Origin of the sequence: Enterobacter cloacae complex sp. IR5422, assembly GCF_049238165.1 — a bacterium.
Classification (GTDB): Bacteria; Pseudomonadota; Gammaproteobacteria; order Enterobacterales; family Enterobacteriaceae; genus Enterobacter; species Enterobacter roggenkampii.
Genome location: NZ_JBMKHT010000013.1, coordinates 1 through 22066 on the forward strand (window position 1 = coordinate 1; position 22066 = coordinate 22066).

Sequence of the window (22066 nt, forward strand, 5' to 3'; positions counted from 1 at the left end):
GCAAGCTACTTTCCGCTGCCGCTCGACTTGCATGTGTTAGGCCTGCCGCCAGCGTTCAATCTGAGCCATGATCAAACTCTTCAATTTAAGTTTGATGCTCGTGAATTAAACTTCGTAATGAATTACGTATGTTCACTCAGAGACTTGGTATTCATTTATTGTCCGAAGACATTAAGAATCCATGTCACTTTGAGTGCCCACACAGATTGTCTGATAAATTGTTAAAGAGCAGTGCCGCTTCGTTTTCGCTGCGGCGCGGGGTGTGCATATTACGCTTTCCCGCTTCAGAGTCAAGCGTTTATTTTCGCTATTCTCTGCTGACCCGGCGGCGTGTGTGCCGTTGTTCCGTGTCAGTGGAGGCGCATTATAGGGAGTTATTCTGATGTGACAAGAGGAAATTTAAAAAAAGTTTCCATCCGCGTTTTTTTTCACCAACAGAGGTGAAATCAAGCTACAAATTGTTCTATTTGATGTATCTGCAACCACAATCACATTCACGGTGGCATAATTATCAGCATGAATCTTTAAGGAATAAAAGCGATGCCATTAAGCGCGCAACAGCTGGCCGCCCAAAAAAACCTGTCTTATGTGCTGGCCGAAAAGCTGGCTCAGCGGATTTTAGCGGGTAAATATGCCCCGGGAAGCATCCTGCCGGGTGAAATGGAGCTGGGTGAGCAGTTTGGGGTGAGCCGTACCGCCGTGCGCGAAGCGGTGAAAACCCTGACGGCGAAAGGAATGGTGCTTCCGCGTCCTCGTATTGGCACACGCGTGATGCCACAGAGTAACTGGAATTTTCTCGATCAGGAGCTGCTCTCCTGGTGGATGACGGAAGACAACTTTCATCAGGTGATCGATCACTTTCTGGTAATGCGCAGTAGCCTTGAGCCTCAGGCATGTCTGCTTGCTGCCACGCTTGGAACAGCAGAGCAGAAAGCGCAGCTTAACGCGTTGATGGAAGAGATGGTGTTCCTGAAAAAACACTTCAACCGCGAACGCTGGGTTGAGGTCGATATGGCCTGGCATGAACATATCTATATGATGAGCGCCAATCCGTTCCTCACCTCTTTTGCCTCTTTATTCCATTCGGTGTACCACACTTACTTTACCTCTATTACACAAGACGACGTGGTAAAACTGGAATGGCACCAGGCGATAGTGGATGCCATTCAGGAAAGCGACGGGCAGCGAGCCCTGAGTGCGTGCCAGGCATTGCTGGCAGCGCCAACCCACCAGCAGGTAAGTAAATGACAAAGAAAAAAGCGCGCAGCATGGCCGGATTGCCGTGGATTGCAGCCATGGCGTTTTTTATGCAGGCACTGGATGCCACCATCCTCAACACCGCGCTTCCCGCTATTGCGCAAAGCCTCAACCGTTCCCCGCTGGCGATGCAGTCCGCCATCATCAGCTATACCCTGACGGTCGCGATGCTGATCCCTGTTAGCGGCTGGCTGGCCGACCGCTTCGGCACCCGCAGAGTTTTCATGCTGGCCGTAACGCTCTTTACGCTCGGTTCGCTGGCCTGTGCGCTCTCCTCGTCCTTAACGGAGCTGGTTATCTTCCGCGTATTACAGGGCATCGGCGGTGCGATGATGATGCCCGTGGCGCGTCTTGCCCTGCTGCGAGCCTACCCGCGAAGCGAACTGCTTCCCGTGCTCAACTTCGTCACCATGCCGGGACTGGTCGGCCCGATACTTGGCCCGGTACTCGGTGGCGTGTTTGTCACCTGGGCAAGCTGGCACTGGATCTTCCTGATTAATATTCCGATTGGCGTTGCGGGGCTGCTGTATGCCCGCAAATATATGCCGAACTTCACCACGCCAAGGCGCAGCTTCGATATGGGCGGCTTCTTCCTGTTTGGCCTGAGCCTGGTGCTCTTCTCCAGCGGGATGGAGCTGTTTGGCGAGAAGATCGTCGCGACGTGGATGGCGCTCTCCGTTATCCTCGCCGGGATTCTGCTTTTCCTTCTTTATATACGTCACGCGCGCCGCCATCCGACGCCGTTAATCTCTCTTGGGCTCTTCAACACCCGAACGTTTTCCGTCGGGATCGCGGGAAACATTGCCTCGCGTCTGGGGACGGGCTGCGTACCGTTCCTGATGCCGCTGATGCTGCAGGTTGGTTTCGGCTATCCGGCACTGATTGCCGGCTGCATGATGGCGCCCACGGCGATGGGCTCGATTCTGGCAAAATCGACCGTGACGCAGGTGCTACGCTGGTTTGGCTATCGCAAAACGCTGGTTGGCGTGACGGTCTTTATCGGTCTGATGATTGCGCAGTTCTCGCTGCAGTCCGCCTCGCTTCCCGTCTGGATGCTGATCCTGCCGCTGTTTGTGCTGGGCATGGCGATGTCGACGCAGTTCACATCGATGAACACCATCACCCTTGCGGATCTGACCGACGAGAACGCCAGTAGCGGCAACAGCGTGCTGGCAGTCACACAGCAGCTGTCGATCAGTTTAGGGGTTGCAGTGAGCGCGGCGGTACTGCGGTTTTATGAAGGTTTCGACAGCGCGAACACCGTCGAGCAGTTCCACTATACCTTTATCACCATGGGCGCACTCACCGTCGTTTCAGCGCTGGTCTTTATGCTGTTAAAACCGAAAGACGGCCGAAACCTGATTAAAGAGCGTCACAAAGAGAAAGCTAAACCGAACCGCGTTCCATCAGAACAGGAGTAAGCTGCAGGCGCTGCTGCTGCAGCGTGGGCTGAGCCATTCGGTGGATCAACACATCGATGGCCAGCTCGCCCAGTTCATCTTTTGGCTGATGAATGGTGGTGAGCGGCGGCGTCATATAGCTGGCCAGCTCGATATCATCGTAGCCGATTACCGCCATATCATGGGGAACGCGCAAACCGGCCTGATATAACGCCTGATAGGCGCCAAACGCCATGGCGTCGTTGCCGATAAACACCGCCTGCGGACGCTGCGGTTGCGCCAGCAGCGTCTGCATCGCTTCAAAACCACCGTGAAACTCAAAATCACCGGTAATACGGTACCCTTCCGGCACGGAAAGTCCCGCCCGCGCCATCGCGGCGAGATATCCTTCCAGACGCAAACGCGCCGGGGTTTTGTCCAGCGGACCGGTAATACAGGCAATGCGGGTATAGCCTTTATCGATCAAATACTGGGTGGCCATATCGCCCCCCAGCAGAGAGTTATCCTGAATGAGGTCGCTGGTGCCGTCGAACGGCGCCCAGTCCATCATCACCGTGGGAATGGAGGGATAGCGCTGGATAATCTCTTTCGACGGCTGGTGCGTTTCGGTACACAGCAGCAGTAGCCCGTCGACGCGTTTTTGCATCAGCGTTTCCAGGTTACGGTTCATGCGCTGCTCGTCCCCTTCGGTATTGCACAGCACCAGGCTGTAGCCACGCTCGAAGCAGCTGCGCTCCACGCCGCGAACCAGCTCAGAATAAAAGGGGTTGGTACTGGCGGTGATCAGCATACCGATCGTACGCGTCTGGTTGAGCTTAAGGCTGCGCGCCAGTGCAGACGGCGCATAGTTGAGATCTTTTACTGCCGCTTCGACTTTTTCCCGAATCGCCTCGCTGACGAAGCGATCGTTATTAATGACGTGAGACACCGTCGAGGTAGAAACGCCCGCCAGGCGGGCGACATCTTTCATTGTGGCCAAGCGTTACCCCTGCTGACTTAAGAATTCATCGATCTCTTTACGCCACGGAACGGAAGGCTGAGCGCCCTTGCGCGTCACCGCAATCGCGGCAGCGGCATGCGCGAAGCGGATCGCATCATCCATTTTCTTGCCTTCCAGCAGCGCGGTCACCAGCGCACCATTGAAGGTGTCTCCCGCTGCGATGGTATCAATCGCCTTCACCTTAAAGCCCGGCACGCGACGGCCTTCACCGTTTACGCTTGCCCATACCCCACGGCTGCCCAGGGTGATGATCACGGTTCTGATGCCTTTGTCGTGCAGCGCACGCGCGGCTCTCGCGGCATCGTCATCGTTTTCTACGCGAATGCCCGTCAGCTTTTCGGCTTCGGTTTCGTTCGGCGTGATGATATCCACCAGCGCCAGCAGCTCGTCTGATAATACACGGGCTGGGGCCGGGTTAAGTACGACAGTGGTATGATTTTCATGCGCAATTTTGGCCGCGGCCAGCACGCTTTCAACCGGCGACTCCAGCTGCATCAGCAGGGCCTCGGCGCCGCCAATGATTGCACGTTGCGCTTCCACGCGCTCCGTCGTCAGCGCTGCGTTAGCGCCAGCATGAATACCGATGACATTCTCACCTTCTGCGTTGACGAAAATCAGCGCCACGCCGGTAGATTCCCCTGCAACAACGCTGACCGGTGCGATATCGATGTTGTCGCTCGCCAGCTGCTTGCGTACGCGCTCGCCGGTATCGTCATCACCCGTGCAGGCGATAAACGCAATATTCGCCCCGCTGCGACCGGCAGCGACGGCCTGGTTTGCCCCTTTACCGCCGAATGCGACCTGATACTGGTTACCCGTGACGGTTTCGCCCGGTGCAGGGAACGATTCAAGGTTAAGAATGTGATCGGCATTGATACTGCCAAGGACGACGAGGTTGCCTGCGGTTTTCATGGTTGGGTTGTCCATCTGAGAGCGCCACCGGTGTTACCCGGTGGCGTATGCCACACTTTTCTTTATTGGTGTCCCTCAGGCCGCCAGTGACGGCCTGATTCGCCTTTTACTGCTTGATAACCAGTTTCAGGTCAACAGGGTATTTAGCCTGAACTTTTTCGCCCTTCAGCACTTTGTCGGCAGTTTCAACGCCAGTCGCGCCAATCTGCTCAGGCAGCTGAGCGATGGTCGCAGCCAGTTTGCCATCGTTTACTGCTTTTTCACCATCCGGCGTGCCGTCAAATCCGACAACCATCACATCAGATTTACCTGCAGTCTGCAGAGCGCGCAGCGCACCCAGCGCCATTTCGTCGTTCTGCGCGAATACCGCCTGCACGTCAGGATGTGCGGTCAGCAGGTTCTGCATGACGTTCAGACCTTTAGTACGGTCGAAGTCTGCCGGCTGGCTAGCCAGTACGTTGAATTTGTGCGCTGCAACCGCCTGCTGGAAGCCTTCGCCACGCTCGCGGGCGGCAGACGTACCGGCAATCCCCTGCAGTTCGATGACTTTAGCGCCTTCACCGGCTTTCTTCGCAATGTAGTCACCCGCAATTTTGCCGCCCAGCACGTTGTCAGACGCAATGTGGCTCACCACGTCGCCTTTCGTTGCCTGACGGTCCAGAGTGATCACCGGGATCTTCGCCTGGTTTGCCATCTTCACGGCGTTGCCTACGGCATCGGAATCGGTTGGGTTGATCAGCAGAATTTTGGTACCACGAACGGTTAAGTCCTGAACGTTAGCCAGCTCTTTCGCCGGGTTGTTCTGTGAATCCAGTACCACCAGGTTGTAGCCCAGTTTATCCGCTTCTTTCTGCGCACCGTCCTTCAGGGAGACGAAGAACGGGTTGTTCAGCGTAGAGACAACCAGCGCGATGGTATCTTTCGCCATGGCGTTAGCACTTACGGTTGCGCTCAGCGCGACAGCAGAAACCAGGGTAGCCAGTTTTTTCATATTCATATCTAAGATGTCCTGTAGTGTCGTCAGTTACTGTTTTTTGTTGTCTACCAGTACCGCCAGCAAAATCACCACTGCCTTAACGATCATCTGGTAATAGGAGGAAACACCTAACAAATTCAAACCATTATTCAGGAAACCGAGAATCAGTGCGCCGATCAATGTCCCAACAATGCGACCTTTACCGCCCGCCAGACTCGTACCGCCCAGAACCACTGCCGCGATAGCATCCAGCTCATACCCCGTACCCGCCGTCGGCTGCGCGGAAGAGAGGCGCGCCACTTCGATGATGCCCGCCAGTGACGCCAGCAGACCACACAGGGAATACACGATAACTTTGACTTTATTAACGCTGATACCGGACAGGCGCGTTGCCGCTTCGTTACCGCCCAGCGCATAGATATAACGGCCCAGACGGGTATGGTGCAGCATGTACCACGCCGCCAGGAAGACGATAGCCATGATCCAGACCGGCGTCGGGACACCCAGCGGGCGACCGATACCGAACCAGCCAAACAGATCGGCGTTATCGGTGAAGCCGGTATTGACCGGGCTGCCGTTGGTATAAACCATGGTCACCCCGCGCAGCAGCAGCATCATCACCAGCGTCGCGATGAACGCCTGAACGCGGCCTTTTGCCACAATCACGCCGGTGACGGCGCCAATCGCCGCGCCTGCCGCCAGAGCTGCGGCCACGGCCACCAGCGCGTTGACTTCAATCCCGACAAGCGAAGCGGCGATCGCACCGGTGAGGGCCAGCAGGGAACCGACGGACAGATCGATCCCTGAGGTCAAAATCACCAGCGTCATGCCGACCGCCATAATGGCGTTCACCGACGTCTGCTGCAGAATGTTGAACAGGTTATTTACGGTGAAGAAATTCGGGCTCATGGTCGACACAATCGCGATCAGCACCAGCAGGGCAATGAGCGATTTTTGTTCCATCAGCCACGCCTTTGTGAAATAGCGGCGACCAGAAACAGCCTGGGTAGTCATCTTCTTACTCCTGATTCACGCGATTAAGCTTGCCCACAGCGGCAGCCATCAGAACTTCCTGGGTGGCCTGCTCGCGAGTGAATTCACCGCCGAGATGCCCTTCATGCATGACGATAATGCGATCGCTCATGCCCAATACTTCTGGCATCTCGGAAGAGACCAGAATGATGCTCAGACCGTCGGCCTTAAACTGGTTAATCAGCTGATAGATCTCTTTCTTCGCCCCCACGTCTACGCCGCGGGTTGGCTCGTCGAGGATCAACACTTTCGGGCGCGTCATCAGCCCGCGCGCAATTGCCACTTTCTGCTGATTCCCGCCGGACAACAGGCCAATCGCCTGCTCCATCGACGGCGTTTTAACATTAAAGAGACGGATAAAATCGCTGACCGCCTGCTGCTCGTCTTTATGCTTCAGGCTGCCGCCGCTGTGGCTGAAATAGCGCAGCGCGGTCAGGGACATGTTCTCTTTTACCGACATGCCCAGCACTAAGCCGTCGCGTTTGCGGTCTTCGGAGATATAGACGATGCCGTTCGCCAGACCATCCTGCGGGGAGCGGGTGACCACTTCATGGCCGTCGAGGGTGACATAACCGCTGGTGCGCGGCAGTGCGCCGTACAACACTTTCATCAGCTCGGTTCGTCCCGCGCCCATCAGGCCCGCCACGCCCAGGATCTCGCCCTGGCGCAGGGTAAAGGTGACGTCGTTCACACCCGGGCCGCAGAGGTTATCCACCTTCAGGCGGATCTCACCCGGCGCTTTATCCAGATGCGGATACTGATCTTCAAGCTTGCGTCCCACCATCATTTCAATGAGCGTATCTTCCGTCAGCGTGGCCACTTCGCGCTCGGCAATAAACTGCCCGTCGCGGAAAACGGTGACGTCATCGCAGATTTCAAAGATCTCTTTCATGCGGTGAGAGATATAGACAATCCCGCGCCCCTGCGATTTCAGCTCGCGGATAACGCGGAACAGGGATTCGGTTTCGGTATCGGTCAGGGCGTCGGTCGGTTCATCCATAATGATGACCTTCGACTCAAAGCTCAGCACCTTCGCGATTTCCACCATCTGCTGATCGCCGATGGAGAGATCGCCGACCAGCCGGTCGCTCTTAAAGCGCAGGTTCAGCTTCGCCAGCAGCTTGTCGGCTTCGGCGTACATGGTTTTCCAGTCGATCTTACCGAAGCGATTCACGAACTCACGGCCGAGGAAGATGTTCTCCGCAATGGTGAGCTGCGGGATCAGGTTCAGCTCCTGGTGAATAATGCCGATACCCGCTTCCTGAGAAGATTTCGGGCCAGTGAAGGTGGTTTCTTTACCCAGCCAGAGGAGTGAACCGGCATCGCGTTGATAGATACCGGTCAGCACTTTCATCATGGTGGATTTGCCGGCGCCGTTTTCGCCCACCAGCGCCATTACGCGCCCGGGGTAAACGTTCAGCGCCGCGCCGGAGAGGGCTTTTACGCCCGGGAACGACTTATCGATCCCTTTGAGTTGCAGTAATGCGTCCATGATGGCCTCAGAAGGTGACGCCAGCACAGAGAATGATATTCGCATACGGGGAACACTCCCCGCTGCGAATCACCGCCTGACTGTCTGCGGTTTGTTGTTTGAATTGTTCGTGCGTTGTGTAACGAATTTCGATGGTGTTTCCCTGGTGTTGTTGCAGCTGCTCAAGATGGCTGAGCAACGTTTCGTGGAGCTGCGGATTATGTTGTTTGATTTCCGCCGCGAGAATGGCCGCCTCAACCTGCATCTCCGCGGTCACCACGTCCAGTACCTGCATAAACGAAGGTACGCCCTGCGTTAACGCCATATCAATACGGGTTGTGCTGCGCGGAACCGGTAAGCCTGCATCGCAAACCACCAGCGTATCGGTATGCCCAAGACGGGAAATCACCGACGAGATTTCTGAGTTGAGTACAGTGCCTTTCTTCATTTTTTTGCTCCACTAGCGAAACGTTTCGCTAAAAGAAGTGTAGCCTCAGAAATGTTCAGAAAACCACCATGACGTAACAGATTTGTGATCGACGTCGAAACGTTTCGCTAAGTGAAATATTGATGGGAGAAATTGCCCTGCGGCGCTTCGCTTGCACGGGCCTACGGGTTTGGTAGGCCGGGTAAGCGCAGCGCCACCCGGCATTTTGGAAAGGACTTAAATCTCGACCTGCGTACCCAGCTCTATCACGCGGTTAGGCGGGATCTCAAACTGGTCAGGCGCACGCAGGGCGTTACGTTGCAGGATGAGATACAGCTTACCGCGCAGGCGCAGGTACCACGGGCGCTTACCGATGATCAGCGACTCGTGGGACATAAAGAACGACGTCTCCATCATGCGGCAGCTTAAGCCTTCCAGACCGCAGCGGTGGAACACCTCTTCCACGTTCGGCGTTTCGCGCCAGCCGTAGCTTGCCACCACGCGCCAGAAGGTCGGGGAGAGCTGCTCAATCTGCACGCGGCGTACGTTGTGAACATATGGCGCATCTTCGGTACGCAGCGTCAGCAGGATCACGCGCTCGTGCAGCACTTTGTTGTGCTTGAGGTTATGCATCAGCGCGAACGGGATCACGTTCAGGGCACGAGACATGTACACCGCGGTGCCGGGCACGCGGACCGGCGGGGATTTCTCCAGCGAAGCGATCATCGCCTCCAGAGAATTCCCGTGCTCATGCATACGGCGCAGCAGGCGGAAGCGCTCGCTTTTCCACGTGGTCATGACAATGAACATCACCAGCCCCAGCGTCAGCGGCAGCCAGCCGCCGGAGACAATCTTGTCGAGGTTCGCAGAGAACAGCGGCACGTCAATACACAGGAAGCCCACCAGAATCATCGCCACGAGGAATTTATTCCAGTGCCAGTTACGGTACGCCACCGTGGTGGAGAGAAGCGATGTCAGCACCATGGTGCCGGTTACCGCAATACCGTACGCCGCCGCCAGGTTGCTGGAGTGCTCGAAGCTGACAATCACAATCACAACAGCGAAGTAGAGCAGCCAGTTAACGAACGGGATGTAGATCTGGCCCGACTCCATCTCTGAGGTATGAATGATGCGCATCGGTGAGAGATACCCCAGACGCACGGCCTGGCGCGTCAGAGAAAACACGCCGGAAATCACCGCCTGAGAAGCAATGACGGTCGCCAGCGTCGCCAGAATCAGCATCGGCACCAGCGCCCAGTCAGGCGCCAGCAGGAAGAACGGGTTCTTGATCGCCTCCGGGTTTTTGAGCAACAGCGCGCCCTGGCCGAAGTAGTTGAGCACCAGCGACGGCAGCACAACCAAAAACCAGGCCACGCGGATAGGCAGCTTTCCGAAGTGACCCATATCCGCATACAGCGCTTCCACACCGGTGATGGAGAGCACGACCGCCCCCAGCGCCACGAAGGAAACTACTTTGTATTCGAGGAAGAAATGCACGGCCCAGTATGGGTTCAGCGCATGCAGCACTTCCGGGTTCGCGATAATGCTGCGTAAACCGAGCGCCGCCAGGATCAGGAACCAGGCCAGCATAATCGGCGCAAACAGTTTTCCCACCAGCCCGGTACCGTGCTTCTGGATCACAAACAGCAGCGTCAACACGATTATCGCCAGCGGGACCACCCACGTATCAAGCTGTGGCGCGATGATCTCCAGCCCCTCTATCGCCGAGAGGACCGAAATCGCGGGCGTGATAACCACCTCTCCGTAGAAGAAGCTGCCGCCAATCAGGCCGATAATCACCAGCACGGAGGTCATTCTGGCGGAGGTGTTGCGCCCTGCAAGGGACATCAGGGTCAGGATACCGCCTTCGCCCGCGTTATCAGCGCGCATAACGAAGGAGAGATACTTAACGGAAACGACCAGAATCAGCAGCCAGAAGATGAGGGACAGGAAGCCAAACACGGCATCGCGCTCAACACCAAAGCCAAACTGGCCGGACAAACATTCACGAAGCGTATAAAGCGGGCTGGTGCCAATATCACCGTAGACAACCCCGATCGCCGCAAGCGTAATTGCGGGTAATGATTGCTTATTATCAGTGCTCATAGACTAGTCTTTTCGTTTAAATAACAAATGTGTTCCTGGTCCCTTGGCCCACAAAAAGCGCACAGTATGCACGATTCATTGCAAAATCGTACCCCTAAATGCAACCGCATTAATGTAGCGCAAAGAAAATTGCGCCGCACTTCAGCCTATTACCAGCCCTGACTGAAACGTCTATACTCGCTTCAATTGGCCGCCACGACGGCGAAAGGATGCAAAACTATTATGGCTCACTCACATTTATTAGCAGAAAGAATTTCCCGCCTCAGCAGCGCGCTGGAGAAAGGCCTTTTCGAGCGTAGCCACGCCATTCGCCTCTGTTTACTGGCAGCATTGAGCGGTGAAAGCGTGTTTCTGCTTGGGCCGCCGGGCATCGCCAAAAGCCTGATTGCCCGCAGGCTTAAGTTTGCTTTTAAGAACGCCCGCGCGTTTGAATACCTGATGACCCGCTTTTCCACCCCGGAAGAGGTGTTTGGCCCCCTTTCCATTCAGGCGCTGAAAGATGAAGGGCGCTACGAGCGCCTGACAGCGGGGTATCTGCCTGAGGCAGAAATTGTCTTCCTTGATGAGATCTGGAAAGCCGGCCCGGCCATTCTGAACACCCTGCTCACGGCGATAAACGAACGTCGGTTCCGCAACGGCGCCAGTGAAGAGAAAATCCCGATGCGCCTGCTGGTGGCCGCCTCAAACGAACTGCCTGAAGCCGACAGCAGCCTGGAAGCGCTGTATGACCGTATGCTGATCCGCCTGTGGCTGGACAAAGTGCAGGATAAGTCCAACTTCCGTTCCATGCTGGTCAGCCAGCAGGATGAGAACGAGAACCCGGTAGCAGCGTCATTGCAGGTATCAGACGAGGAGTATTACCAGTGGCAGGAAGAGATCGGTAAAATTAAGCTGCCTGATTCCGTCTTCGAGCTGATTTTCATGCTGCGCCAGCAGCTTGATTTACTGCCCTCTGCCCCCTATGTCTCCGATCGCCGCTGGAAAAAAGCGATCCGCCTGCTGCAGGCCAGCGCCCTGTTCAGCGGTCGCGATGCCGTTGCGCCCATCGATCTGATCCTGCTGAAAGACTGCCTCTGGCACGACGCGGAAGGCATGAATCTGATGCAGCAGCAGCTCGACGTTTTGATGACCGGACACGCCTGGGGACAGCAGGCGATGCTCAATCAGCTGGGGGCGATTGCCCAGCGGCGCATCCAGCTTCAGCAGCAGCAAAGTGATAAAACCGCGCTGAAAGTGAATCGCCTGGGGGGGATGTTCGCCCGCAAACCGCACTATGAATTACCCGCCGAACTCACCAGCCCGACGCTGACCCTGCTGCTTCAGCAGCCGCTCAAGCTGCATGATATGCAGGTGGTGCACGTGACGATTGAGCGCGAGACGCTGGCGCAGTGGCTGGATAAGGGCGGAGAGATCCGCGGAAAGCTCAACGGCATCGGTTTCGCGCAGCCGCTGACCATGGAAGTGGACAGCAGCCAGCACCTGGTGATCCGCGACGTCAGCCTGCAGGGCTCGCGTCTTGCGCTTCCGGGAACCGCCTCTGAGAGCGTCCCCGAAGAGATTAAGCAGCAGCTGGACGCGCTGGACACCGAATGGCACCAGCAGCACACCCGCTTTAGCGAGCAGCAAAAATGCCTCTTTATCCATAGCGACTGGTTAGGCCGCATCGAAGCCAGCCTGCAGGACGTCAGCGCGCAGATCAAACAGGCGCGTCAATGCTAACCCTGGATACGCTTAACGTCATGCTGGCCGTCAGCGAGGAAGGGTTGATCGAAGAAGTGGTGATCACCCTTCTGGCTTCACCGCAGCTGGCGGCCTTCTTTGAAAAATTTCCGAAGCTCAAAAAGGCGATGACCGACGATCTTCCGCGCTGGCGGGATAACCTGCGTCAACGGTTTAAAGAGACCGAAGTCCCCCCTGAGTTAACGGAAGAAGTGGCCTGCTATCAGCAGTGCCAGCGACTTTCCACGTCGCAGTTTATCGTCCAGCTTCCGCAAACCCTGACGTTGCTCGACAAGGTCCACTCCCCGTTTGCCAGCCAGGCCCGGGGGCTGGTCACGGACAACGCCACGTTCACTCCCGCACTGCACACCCTCTTCTTACAGCGCTGGCGTCTCAGCCTGGTGGTGCAGGCCACGACGCTAAACCAGCAGCTGCTGGATGAAGAGCGCGAACAGCTGCTCAGTGAAGTTCAGGAACGCATGACCTTAAGCGGCCAGCTTGAGCAGGTGCTGGTGGAAAATGAGAACGCCGCAGGGCGTCTCTGGGATATGAGCGCCGGCCAGCTCCGGCGCGGGGACTATCAGTTGATCGTCAAGTACGGCGATTTTCTGGCGCAGCAGCCCGAGCTGATGAAGCTTGCAGAACAGCTGGGACGTTCAAGGGAGGCAAAGTCGGTTCCAAAGAAAGACGCCCCGATGGAAACCTTCCGCACCCTGGTGCGTGAGCCGGCCACCGTTCCAGAGCAGGTCGACGGGCTCCAGCAGAGCGATGATATTCTGCGCCTGCTGCCCACGGAGCTGAGCACGCTCGGGATGACCGAGCTGGAGTACGAGTTTTACCGTCGGCTGGTGGAAAAACAGCTCCTCACCTACCGGCTGCACGGTGAAGCCTGGCGCGAGAAAGTCAGCCAGCGGCCGGTCATTCATCAGGATTTTGACGAGCAGCCGCGCGGGCCATTTATTGTCTGCGTGGATACGTCCGGCTCCATGGGCGGGTTTAACGAGCAGTGTGCAAAGGCGTTCTGTCTGGCGCTGATGCGCGTGGCGCTCGCCGATCGCCGTCGCTGCTTCATTATGCTGTTCTCCAGCGAAGTCGTGGGCTATGAGCTGACGAACCAGCAGGGGATCGAGCAGGCAATCCGCTTCCTGAGCCAGCGCTTTCGCGGCGGAACCGATCTGGCCAGCTGTTTTCGCAGCATCGTAGAGCGGATGCAGGGCGGCGACTGGTATGACGCTGACGCGGTAGTGATATCCGATTTTATTGCCCAGCGGCTGCCGGATGACGTGGTCAATAAAGTGAAGGAATTACAGCGTGTGCATCAGCACCGTTTTCATGCGGTGGCGATGTCCGCCCATGGAAAACCCGGCATCATGCGCATCTTCGATCATATCTGGCGCTTTGATACCGGGTTGCGTAGCCGCCTGCTCAGACGCTGGCAGCGTTAATTACAGAAGAGAACCGACGCTTTCACGTACCTGCTGCGGCCAGACGCCACACTGCACCTGACCAATATGGGGCAACTGAAGCAGCAGCATGGTCAGACGGGACTGGCCGATACCGCCGCCAATCGTCTGCGGCATTTCCCCACGCAGCAGCGCCTGGTGCCACTCCAGTTTGAGACGATCTTCATCTCCGGTCACCGCCAGCTGGCGCTTCAGCGCCTCAGCATCCACGCGGATCCCCATAGAAGAAAGCTCGAATGCGTCTTCCAGCACCGGGTTCCAGACCAGAATATCGCCGTTCAGCCCGGCAAATTCCCCCTCACCGGTGGTGCTCCAGTCATCATAATCCGGCGCACGAACGTCGTGGCGTTTGCCATCAGACAGCTTGCCGCCGATCCCAATCAGGAACACCGCCCCGAGCTCTTTGGCGATCGCCCGCTCGCGGCCTTTGGCATCCAGATCCGGGAAACGGGTCAGCAATTCCTGGCTGTGTACAAAGTGGATCGTTTCAGGCAGGAACGGTGCCAGACCAAACGCTTTGCTTACGGCCGCTTCGGTCGCTTTGATCCCGGCGTAGATCGCCTCAACGGTAGACTTCAGCGTGCCAACGTGGCGCTCACCATCGCCCATCACGCGCTCCCAGTCCCACTGGTCAACGTAAACGGAATGAATGGGAGACAGGCGGTCTTCATCGGGGCGAAGGGCTTTCATGTGCGTGTAGAGCCCTTCGCCCGCGCTGAAGTCATGTTGTCCCAGGGTCTGACGCTTCCACTTCGCCAGTGAATGAACCACTTCGAACTGGGCGTCTGGCAGCGTTTTCACTTTTACCTGTACCGCTTTTTCGCATCCAGAGAGGTTATCCTGCGTCCCGTCACCCACGCGGCTGAGGATCGGGGCCTGGACTTCAATCAGCCCAAGCTTCTCTTCAAGCTGGCGGGAAAAATGGGATTTTACGAAACTGATCTGGCGTTGTTTTGCGATGTAAGCGGTTTTCATTATTTATACTCCTGCGTCCTGTTGATATTGATTAAGCAACAGAAATGACACCTTATTCAATAACCCATCAGCAAAAAGCCGCCTTCACTTTTGATTCGATAAAATAAGGCGCTAGAATAGAGTGATTCATTAATCTTCATAAGAAAAAGCTATGGAAAATTATCAGATCGACAATCTCGACCGCGGCATTCTGGAGGCGTTAATGGCCAATGCCCGTACCGCCTACGCCGAACTGGCGAAACAGTTTGGCGTCAGCCCGGGCACCATCCACGTTCGCGTAGAGAAGATGAAGCAGGCGGGGATCATTACCGGCGCGCGCATTGACGTCAGCCCGAAGCAGCTGGGTTACGACGTCTGCTGCTTCATCGGCATCATTCTAAAAAGCGCCAAAGACTACCCCTCCGCCCTGGCGAAGCTAAACGCGCTGGATGAAGTCACCGAGGCGTACTACACCACCGGGCACTACAGCATCTTTATTAAGGTCATGTGCCGATCCATCGACGCCCTCCAGCAGGTACTTATCAACAAGATCCAAACAATCGATGAAATTCAGTCCACCGAGACCCTGATCTCCCTGCAAAACCCGATCATGCGTACCATCCGCCCGTGATCGGGCAAATTCATTCCCACATTTTCCACAGGTAGATCCCAGCTCGTTCACAGCGTACAATGGCCGTCTCTTTATCTGAGCGAGCGATCAATGGCGGACATTACCCTTATCAGCGGCAGCACCCTTGGCGGTGCGGAATACGTAGCGGAACATCTGGCTGAAAAGCTGGAAGAGGCGGGCTTTTCTACGGAAACCCTGCACGGCCCGTTGCTGGAAGATCTCCCGACTGACGGGGTCTGGCTGCTGATCACCTCCACGCACGGCGCGGGCGATCTGCCGGACAACCTGCAACCTTTATATGACGAACTGCTGGAACAGCAGCCCGACCTGTCAAACGTCCGTTTTGGCGCAGTGGGGATCGGCAGTCGTGAATATGACACCTTTTGCGGGGCAATAGAGAAAGTCGAAGCCGCTGTGACCTCCTGCGGAGCAAAACAGCTGGGCGAAACACTCAAGATCAACATCCTCGATCATGACATTCCGGAGGATCCAGCCGAGATCTGGCTCGCGGAATGGAAAAATTTACTCAAAAACGATTAAAGATCGCGCGAACAGATGTGGATAAGTCTGGTTAAAAGCTCGTATTAACCCGTAGTTATCCAAAGAACAACCGTAGCGCCGTTTTTGGCCTGTGTATAAAGTCGCGATCTGATCCCAGCTTATACGGTCCAGGATCACCGATCATTCACAGCAAACGATCCTTTCTAACTGCATGATCTTCTTTATGAGATCGGACTTATCCACACGGGTTCGCGATCCTAATAAGAGATCACAATAGAACAGATCTCTAAATAAAAAGATCTTCTTTTTAATAGCCCAGGATCCCAATGCTTTCTCGAAAGACTAAAGTTGAGTAGAATCCACGGCCCGGGCTTCAATCCATTTTCATACCGCTTTACGCGAGGCAGACCACCATGTTTTATCAGGATCCTTTTGACGTCATCATCATTGGCGGGGGTCACGCAGGCACTGAGGCCGCAATGGCCGCAGCGCGAATGGGTCAGCAGACCCTGCTTTTGACACACAATATCGACACGCTGGGACAAATGTCCTGTAATCCGGCGATTGGCGGCATTGGGAAAGGACACCTGGTAAAAGAAGTGGATGCACTTGGCGGCCTGATGGCGAAGGCGATCGATCACGCAGGCATTCAGTTTAGGATACTAAACGCCAGTAAAGGCCCCGCTGTACGTGCGACCCGTGCTCAGGCAGACCGCGTACTATATCGGCAGGCGGTACGTACCGCGCTGGAGAACCAGCCGAACCTGATGATCTTCCAGCAGGCGGTTGAAGATCTTATCGTTGAGAACGATCGCGTCGTGGGCGCCGTGACCCAGATGGGCCTCAAATTCCGCGCTAAAGCCGTGGTGTTGACCGTGGGTACCTTCCTTGACGGTAAAATTCATATTGGTCTGGATAACTACAGCGGCGGCCGTGCAGGCGATCCGCCGTCTATCCCATTGTCTCGCCGTCTGCGCGAGCTGCCGCTGCGCGTCAGCCGCCTGAAAACCGGTACGCCGCCGCGTATTGATGCGCGCACCATTGATTTCAGCGTGCTGGCGCAACAGCACGGTGATAACCCAATGCCGGTCTTCTCGTTTATGGGCAATGCGGCACAGCATCCGCAGCAGGTGCCGTGCTACATCACGCACACCAACGAGAAAACCCATGACGTGATCCGCAATAACCTCGATCGCAGCCCGATGTACGCCGGCGTGATCGAAGGGATCGGTCCACGCTACTGCCCGTCGATCGAAGACAAAGTGATGCGCTTTGCCGATCGCAACCAGCACCAGATCTTCCTGGAGCCGGAAGGGTTGACCTCAAACGAAATTTACCCGAACGGCATCTCCACCAGCCTGCCGTTCGACGTACAGATGCAAATTGTTCGCTCAATGCAGGGTATGGAGAACGCAAAAATCGTTCGCCCTGGCTACGCTATTGAGTACGATTTCTTCGATCCGCGTGACCTGAAGCCGACCCTGGAGAGCAAATTCATCCACGGTCTGTTCTTCGCGGGTCAGATTAACGGCACCACCGGCTACGAAGAAGCGGCTGCACAGGGCCTGCTTGCCGGTCTGAACGCCGCGCGCTTCTCTGCTGAGAAAGAGGGCTGGGCTCCGGCGCGTTCTCAGGCTTATCTGGGCGTGCTGGTTGACGATCTCTGCACGCTGGGTACCAAAGAACCGTACCGTATGTTTACCTCTCGCGCGGAATATCGCCTGATGCTGCGTGAAGATAACGCCGACCTGCGTCTGACCGAAATGGGCCGCGAGCTGGGTCTGGTCGATGACGAGCGCTGGGCGCGCTTCAACGAGAAGCTGGAGCGCATTGAGCAGGAACGTCAGCGTCTGAAAACCACATGGGTTAATCCGCAGGCGGAAACCGCTGCTGAAGTGAACGCTCACTTAACCGCGCCGCTGTCGCGCGAAGCCAGCGGTGAAGATCTGCTGCGCCGTCCAGAAGTCACCTACGAGAACCTGGTCAAACTGACCGCGTTCGCGCCGGGCCTGGAAGACGCTGAAGCGGCAGAGCAGGTCGAGATCCAGGTGAAGTACGAAGGTTACATCGCCCGTCAGCAGGATGAGATCGAAAAACAGCAGCGTAACGAAAACACGCTGCTGCCGGAAATGCTGGACTACCGCCAGGTGACGGGCCTTTCCAACGAAGTGATCGCCAAGCTGAACGATCACAAACCGGTGTCGATCGGTCAGGCATCCCGCATCTCGGGCGTGACCCCGGCGGCGATTTCGATCCTGCTGGTGTGGCTGAAAAAGCAGGGCATGTTGCGCCGTAGCGCGTAATTGACATTGCTTTTGGCGGGTGGCGCTTCGCTGACCCGCCCTACTTATTCGTAGGCCCGGTAAGCGGCAGCGCCACCGGGCAAAAAAACTCTCAACAGGTATTCACTGTGCTCAACAAACTCTCTCGTCTGCTGGATCAGGCAGGTATTTCGCTCACCGATCACCAGAAAAATCAGCTGGTGGCCTATGTCGATATGCTGAACAAATGGAACAAAGCGTACAACCTGACGTCTGTTCGCGACCCCAACGAGATGCTCGTTCGCCACATTCTCGACAGCATCGTGGTTGCTCCCTGGCTGAAAGGTGAACGCTTTATCGACGTGGGGACGGGCCCTGGTCTGCCGGGTATTCCGCTGTCGATTGTTCGCCCTGAGAGCCATTTCACGCTGCTGGATAGTCTTGGCAAACGCGTGCGCTTTTTACGCCAGGTACAGCATGAGCTGAAGCTTGAAAACATCACGCCCGTGCAGAGCAGGGTAGAGGAGTTCCCGGCAGAGCCGCCGTTTGACGGGGTTATCAGCCGCGCATTTGCGTCGCTCAACGATATGGTGAGCTGGTGCAAGCACTTACCTGCGGAGAATGGCCGCTTTTATGCGCTGAAAGGGCAGTTGCCAGGCGATGAGATTGAACAGCTTCCGGACGGTTTTGCTGTCGAGTCTATTGAGAAATTACAGATTCCTCAGCTCGAAGGCGAACGTCACCTGGTGATAATTAAGCCAAACAATTTTTAAAAAATTAATAAAAAATGTGGAATTCGTGCTGTTCTTATCATGTTAAAAAACAGCACAACTACCGGGGATTTACCGAGGAGCTTTTAACCTCTGCTTCACTAAGGTTTTTCTTCCGGTTAACGAAGCAATCGTTATTCACCGAGAAGATAGTCATCCTTGAAAATATAAGTCTGCTAAAAGTGGAAGGCAGTAACCAGAACGCAATGTTAATTATTTATTAAGAATGTCAATAAAAGGTTTTTATTGTGTACTGGGCTGTTTTGAAAATAGTTGCGACATTTTGCGTTTAATTTCATAAAGATAAATTTCTGCGATTTGCGCCTTTGATAAATACAACCTTATCGCAAATGTGTGTTTTGTGATCTCGTGCACGCTTTATCGACAACGTTTTCGCGCTGTTTGCAGTTTTGGTCGAAGGTTGACGCTTTCAGCGAAAGTTAAAAAATAGCGGTGGGGAAAAATATTTAAACATTTATTCACCTTTTCGCTACTTAATGTTTGAAATCACGGGTGCGCACCGTATAATTTGACCGCTTTTTGATGCTTGACTCTGAGCCTTAAAGGACGTTTTATACGACACGCGGCATACCTCGAAGGGAGCAGGAGTAAAAACGTGATGTCTGTGTCGCTCTTGAGTAGAAACGTTGCTCGTAAGCTTCTGTTCATTCAGTTTCTGGCTGTGATAGCAAGTGGACTGCTGTTTAGCCTCAAAGACCCCTTCTGGGGCATCTCCGCCGTGTGCGGGGGTTTGGCGGTTGTGCTGCCAAACGTGTTGTTTATGATTTTTGCCTGGCGTCATCAGGCGCATACACCTGCCAAAGGCCGCGTGGCCTGGTCCTTCGCCCTCGGCGAAGTGTGTAAGGTGTTGCTGACCTTTGCTCTACTGGTGATGGCGCTGGCGGTTTTGAAAGTGGTCTTCATGCCGCTGATAGCAACGTGGGTTTTGGTGCTGGTGGTACAAGTTCTGGCTCCAGCTGTAATCAATAACAAAGGGTAAAAGGCATCATGGCTTCAGAAAATATGACGCCGCAGGATTACATAGGTCACCATCTGAATAACCTTCAGCTGGACCTGCGTACATTCTCGCTGGTGGATCCACATAACCCCCCGGCCACCTTCTGGACGATCAACATCGACTCCATGTTCTTCTCGGTGGTTTTGGGTCTTCTGTTCCTGGCCATGTTCCGCGGTGTTGCTAAACGAGCGACCAGCGGTGTACCAGGGAAATTCCAGACCTTCATCGAAATGATCATCGGCTTCGTCCATGGCAGCGTCAAAGACATGTACCATGGCAAGAGCAAGCTGATTGCTCCGCTGGCGCTGACCGTGTTCGTTTGGGTCTTCCTGATGAACCTGATGGACCTGCTGCCAATCGATCTGCTGCCGTTTATTGGCGAGCACATCTTCGGCCTGCCTGCACTGCGTGTTGTACCGTCTGCGGACGTGAACATCACCCTGTCGATGGCGCTGGGCGTGTTTATCCTGATTCTTTTCTACAGCATCAAAATGAAAGGCGTAAGCGGCTTTGTGAAAGAGCTTACCTTGCAGCCGTTCAACCACTGGGCGTTTATTCCGGTCAACCTGATCCTGGAAGGCGTTAGCCTGCTGTCCAAACCTGTTTCACTGGGTCTGCGACTGTTCGGCAACATGTATGCGGGTGAGCTGATTTTCATTCTGATCGCGGGTCTTCTGCCGTGGTGGTCACAGTGGGTTCTGAATGTGCCGTGGGCCATTTTCCACATCCTGATCATTACGCTGCAAGCCTTTATCTTCATGGTTCTGACGATCGTCTATCTGTCGATGGCGTCTGAAGAGCACTGATTTTTTACCAACACTACTACGTTTTAATTGAAACAAACTGGAGACTGTCATGGAAAACCTGAATATGGATCTGCTGTACATGGCTGCCGCTGTGATGATGGGTCTGGCGGCTATCGGTGCTGCGATCGGTATCGGCATCCTCGGGGGCAAATTCCTGGAAGGCGCTGCGCGTCAACCTGATCTGATTCCTCTGCTGCGTACTCAGTTCTTTATCGTTATGGGTCTGGTGGATGCTATCCCAATGATCGCTGTAGGTCTGGGTCTGTACGTGATGTTTGCTGTCGCGTAGTAGTAGTTTTAAAACCCTAAGCCACAGATATTAAAGAGGTATTGTGCTGTGAACATGAACGCAACAATCCTCGGCCAGGCCATCGCGTTTATTCTCTTTGTCTGGTTCTGCATGAAGTATGTATGGCCGCCTTTAATGGCAGCCATCGAAAAACGTCAGAAAGAAATTGCTGACGGTCTGGCTTCTGCAGAACGCGCTAAGAAAGATTTGGACCTTGCACAGGCCAACGCGACAGACCAGCTGAAAAAAGCGAAAGCGGAAGCTCAGGTTATCATCGAACAGGCTAACAAACGCCGTTCGCAGATCCTGGACGAAGCGAAAGCTGAAGCAGAACAGGAACGTACTAAGATCGTGACACAGGCTCAGGCTGAAATTGAAGCTGAGCGTAAACGTGCTCGTGAAGAACTGCGTAAGCAGGTTGCGATTCTGGCTGTTGCTGGCGCCGAGAAGATCATCGAACGTTCCGTGGATGAAGCTGCTAACAGCGACATCGTGGACAAACTTGTCGCTGAACTGTAAGGAGGGAGGGGCTGATGTCTGAATTTGTTACGGTAGCTCGCCCCTACGCCAAAGCAGCTTTTGACTTTGCTATCGAACACCAAAATGTCGATCGCTGGCAGAATATGCTGGCGTTTGCCGCTGAGGTGACGAAAAACGAACAAATGGCCGAGTTGCTTTCCGGTGCGTTAGCACCTGAAACCCTCGCCGCGTCGTTTATCGCCGTGTGCGGAGAGCAACTGGATGCCAACGGCCAGAACCTGATTAAGGTGATGGCAGAGAATGGTCGTCTCCGTGTGCTCCCGGATGTTCTCGAGCAGTTTGAGCACTTACGTGCCCTTAGTGAAGCTACCGCTGAAGTCGAAGTGACTTCTGCGACTGAACTGAGTGACGAACAGCTTGCGAAAATTACCGCCGCGATGGAAAAACGTCTGTCACGCAAAGTTAAGCTGAATTGCAAAATCGATAAGTCTGTAATGGCAGGCGTAATCATCCGCTCGGGTGATATGGTCATTGATGGCAGCGTACGCGGCCGTCTTGAGCGCCTTGCAGACGTCTTGCAGTCTTAAGGGGAC

21 protein-coding genes and 1 rRNA gene are annotated in these 22066 nt (G+C 55.2%); 13 read left to right on the top strand and 9 right to left on the bottom strand.

Going from position 1 to position 22066, the window contains the following annotated elements; translation table 11 throughout:
- A 16S ribosomal RNA gene (locus ACOTXT_RS08590) occupies window positions 1-87 on the bottom strand; the annotation flags it as partial.
- Window positions 88-540: 453 nt separating this feature from the next.
- Here ACOTXT_RS08590 and ACOTXT_RS08595 point away from each other — a divergent pair.
- Complete coding sequence (locus tag ACOTXT_RS08595; RefSeq protein ID WP_032654257.1) at window positions 541-1248, top strand: FadR/GntR family transcriptional regulator; 708 nt, start codon at window positions 541-543, stop codon at window positions 1246-1248.
- On the top strand, window positions 1245-2678 hold the full coding sequence (gene mdtD, locus ACOTXT_RS08600; RefSeq protein ID WP_021242653.1) for a multidrug transporter subunit MdtD: 1434 nt from the start codon (window positions 1245-1247) through the stop codon (window positions 2676-2678). The genes ACOTXT_RS08595 and mdtD overlap by 4 nt, the downstream gene beginning before the upstream one ends.
- On the opposite strand, the gene rbsR is transcribed toward mdtD, so the two are convergent.
- The 7 genes from rbsR to kup form a co-directional block, all read right to left on the bottom strand.
- Window positions 2644-3636 carry a ribose operon transcriptional repressor RbsR gene (gene rbsR, locus ACOTXT_RS08605; RefSeq protein ID WP_021242654.1) on the bottom strand — a complete coding sequence of 331 codons (993 nt, stop codon included), beginning with the start codon at window positions 3634-3636 and terminating at the stop codon, window positions 2644-2646. The two genes, mdtD and rbsR, sit on opposite strands and share 35 nt — an antisense overlap.
- Window positions 3637-3639: 3 nt before the next feature.
- Window positions 3640-4569 (bottom strand): ribokinase, encoded by a 930-nt coding sequence (gene rbsK, locus ACOTXT_RS08610; protein ID WP_055321871.1) that lies wholly within the window; start codon window positions 4567-4569, stop codon window positions 3640-3642.
- Between the two features lie 106 nt (window positions 4570-4675).
- Complete coding sequence (gene rbsB / locus ACOTXT_RS08615; protein WP_008503498.1) at window positions 4676-5566, bottom strand: ribose ABC transporter substrate-binding protein RbsB; 891 nt, start codon at window positions 5564-5566, stop codon at window positions 4676-4678.
- Between the two features lie 27 nt (window positions 5567-5593).
- A complete protein-coding gene (gene rbsC, locus ACOTXT_RS08620) occupies window positions 5594-6559 on the bottom strand; it encodes a ribose ABC transporter permease (RefSeq protein WP_021242657.1) in 966 nt (321 codons plus the stop codon).
- A 4-nt stretch (window positions 6560-6563) separates the two neighbouring features.
- The gene (gene rbsA, locus ACOTXT_RS08625; protein WP_021242658.1) at window positions 6564-8069 is read right to left on the bottom strand and encodes a ribose ABC transporter ATP-binding protein RbsA; all 1506 of its coding nucleotides are present in this window, start codon (window positions 8067-8069) and stop codon (window positions 6564-6566) included.
- A 7-nt stretch (window positions 8070-8076) separates the two neighbouring features.
- Window positions 8077-8496 (bottom strand): D-ribose pyranase, encoded by a 420-nt coding sequence (gene rbsD, locus ACOTXT_RS08630; protein WP_008503495.1) that lies wholly within the window; start codon window positions 8494-8496, stop codon window positions 8077-8079.
- Window positions 8497-8712: 216 nt separating this feature from the next.
- Window positions 8713-10581, bottom strand: coding sequence for a low affinity potassium transporter Kup (gene kup, locus ACOTXT_RS08635; RefSeq protein ID WP_021242659.1), 1869 nt, complete (start codon window positions 10579-10581; stop codon window positions 8713-8715).
- Between the two features lie 222 nt (window positions 10582-10803).
- Between kup and ravA the strand changes: the two genes are divergently transcribed.
- Together ravA and viaA are read left to right on the top strand one after the other, a co-directional pair.
- A complete protein-coding gene (gene ravA / locus ACOTXT_RS08640) occupies window positions 10804-12300 on the top strand; it encodes an ATPase RavA (protein ID WP_055321870.1) in 1497 nt (498 codons plus the stop codon).
- Window positions 12294-13745 (top strand): ATPase RavA stimulator ViaA, encoded by a 1452-nt coding sequence (viaA, locus tag ACOTXT_RS08645; RefSeq protein WP_008500200.1) that lies wholly within the window; start codon window positions 12294-12296, stop codon window positions 13743-13745. Before ravA ends, viaA begins: the two co-directional genes overlap by 7 nt.
- Here the strand turns inward: viaA and asnA are convergent, their stop codons facing one another.
- On the bottom strand, window positions 13746-14738 hold the full coding sequence (asnA, locus tag ACOTXT_RS08650) for an aspartate--ammonia ligase (RefSeq protein WP_023345140.1): 993 nt from the start codon (window positions 14736-14738) through the stop codon (window positions 13746-13748). It lies immediately after the preceding gene.
- Between the two features lie 151 nt (window positions 14739-14889).
- Between asnA and asnC the strand changes: the two genes are divergently transcribed.
- The 9 genes from asnC (at window position 14890) to atpH (ending at window position 22060) form a co-directional block, all read left to right on the top strand.
- Window positions 14890-15348: a transcriptional regulator AsnC gene (gene asnC / locus ACOTXT_RS08655; protein ID WP_008500198.1), complete on the top strand. Its 459-nt coding sequence runs from the start codon at window positions 14890-14892 to the stop codon at window positions 15346-15348.
- A 90-nt stretch (window positions 15349-15438) separates the two neighbouring features.
- On the top strand, window positions 15439-15888 hold the full coding sequence (gene mioC, locus ACOTXT_RS08660) for an FMN-binding protein MioC (protein WP_008500197.1): 450 nt from the start codon (window positions 15439-15441) through the stop codon (window positions 15886-15888).
- A 374-nt stretch (window positions 15889-16262) separates the two neighbouring features.
- Window positions 16263-18152, top strand: a complete 1890-nt coding sequence (gene mnmG, locus ACOTXT_RS08665) for a tRNA uridine-5-carboxymethylaminomethyl(34) synthesis enzyme MnmG (protein ID WP_008500196.1) — start codon at window positions 16263-16265, stop codon at window positions 18150-18152.
- A gap of 107 nt (window positions 18153-18259) precedes the next feature.
- Window positions 18260-18883 (top strand): 16S rRNA (guanine(527)-N(7))-methyltransferase RsmG, encoded by a 624-nt coding sequence (gene rsmG, locus ACOTXT_RS08670; RefSeq protein ID WP_008500195.1) that lies wholly within the window; start codon window positions 18260-18262, stop codon window positions 18881-18883.
- A 616-nt stretch (window positions 18884-19499) separates the two neighbouring features.
- On the top strand, window positions 19500-19880 hold the full coding sequence (gene atpI / locus ACOTXT_RS08675) for a F0F1 ATP synthase subunit I (protein ID WP_008500194.1): 381 nt from the start codon (window positions 19500-19502) through the stop codon (window positions 19878-19880).
- A gap of 8 nt (window positions 19881-19888) precedes the next feature.
- Window positions 19889-20704: a F0F1 ATP synthase subunit A gene (atpB, locus tag ACOTXT_RS08680; RefSeq protein WP_008500193.1), complete on the top strand. Its 816-nt coding sequence runs from the start codon at window positions 19889-19891 to the stop codon at window positions 20702-20704.
- Window positions 20705-20753: 49 nt separating this feature from the next.
- On the top strand, window positions 20754-20993 hold the full coding sequence (gene atpE / locus ACOTXT_RS08685; RefSeq protein ID WP_000429386.1) for a F0F1 ATP synthase subunit C: 240 nt from the start codon (window positions 20754-20756) through the stop codon (window positions 20991-20993).
- A gap of 48 nt (window positions 20994-21041) precedes the next feature.
- Entirely contained in the window at window positions 21042-21512 is a 471-nt protein-coding gene (gene atpF / locus ACOTXT_RS08690; RefSeq protein WP_003862370.1) for a F0F1 ATP synthase subunit B, read from the top strand.
- 14 nt (window positions 21513-21526) lie between these two features.
- Window positions 21527-22060, top strand: a complete 534-nt coding sequence (gene atpH, locus ACOTXT_RS08695) for a F0F1 ATP synthase subunit delta (RefSeq protein WP_008500192.1) — start codon at window positions 21527-21529, stop codon at window positions 22058-22060.
- Window positions 22061-22066 lie beyond the last annotated feature (6 nt).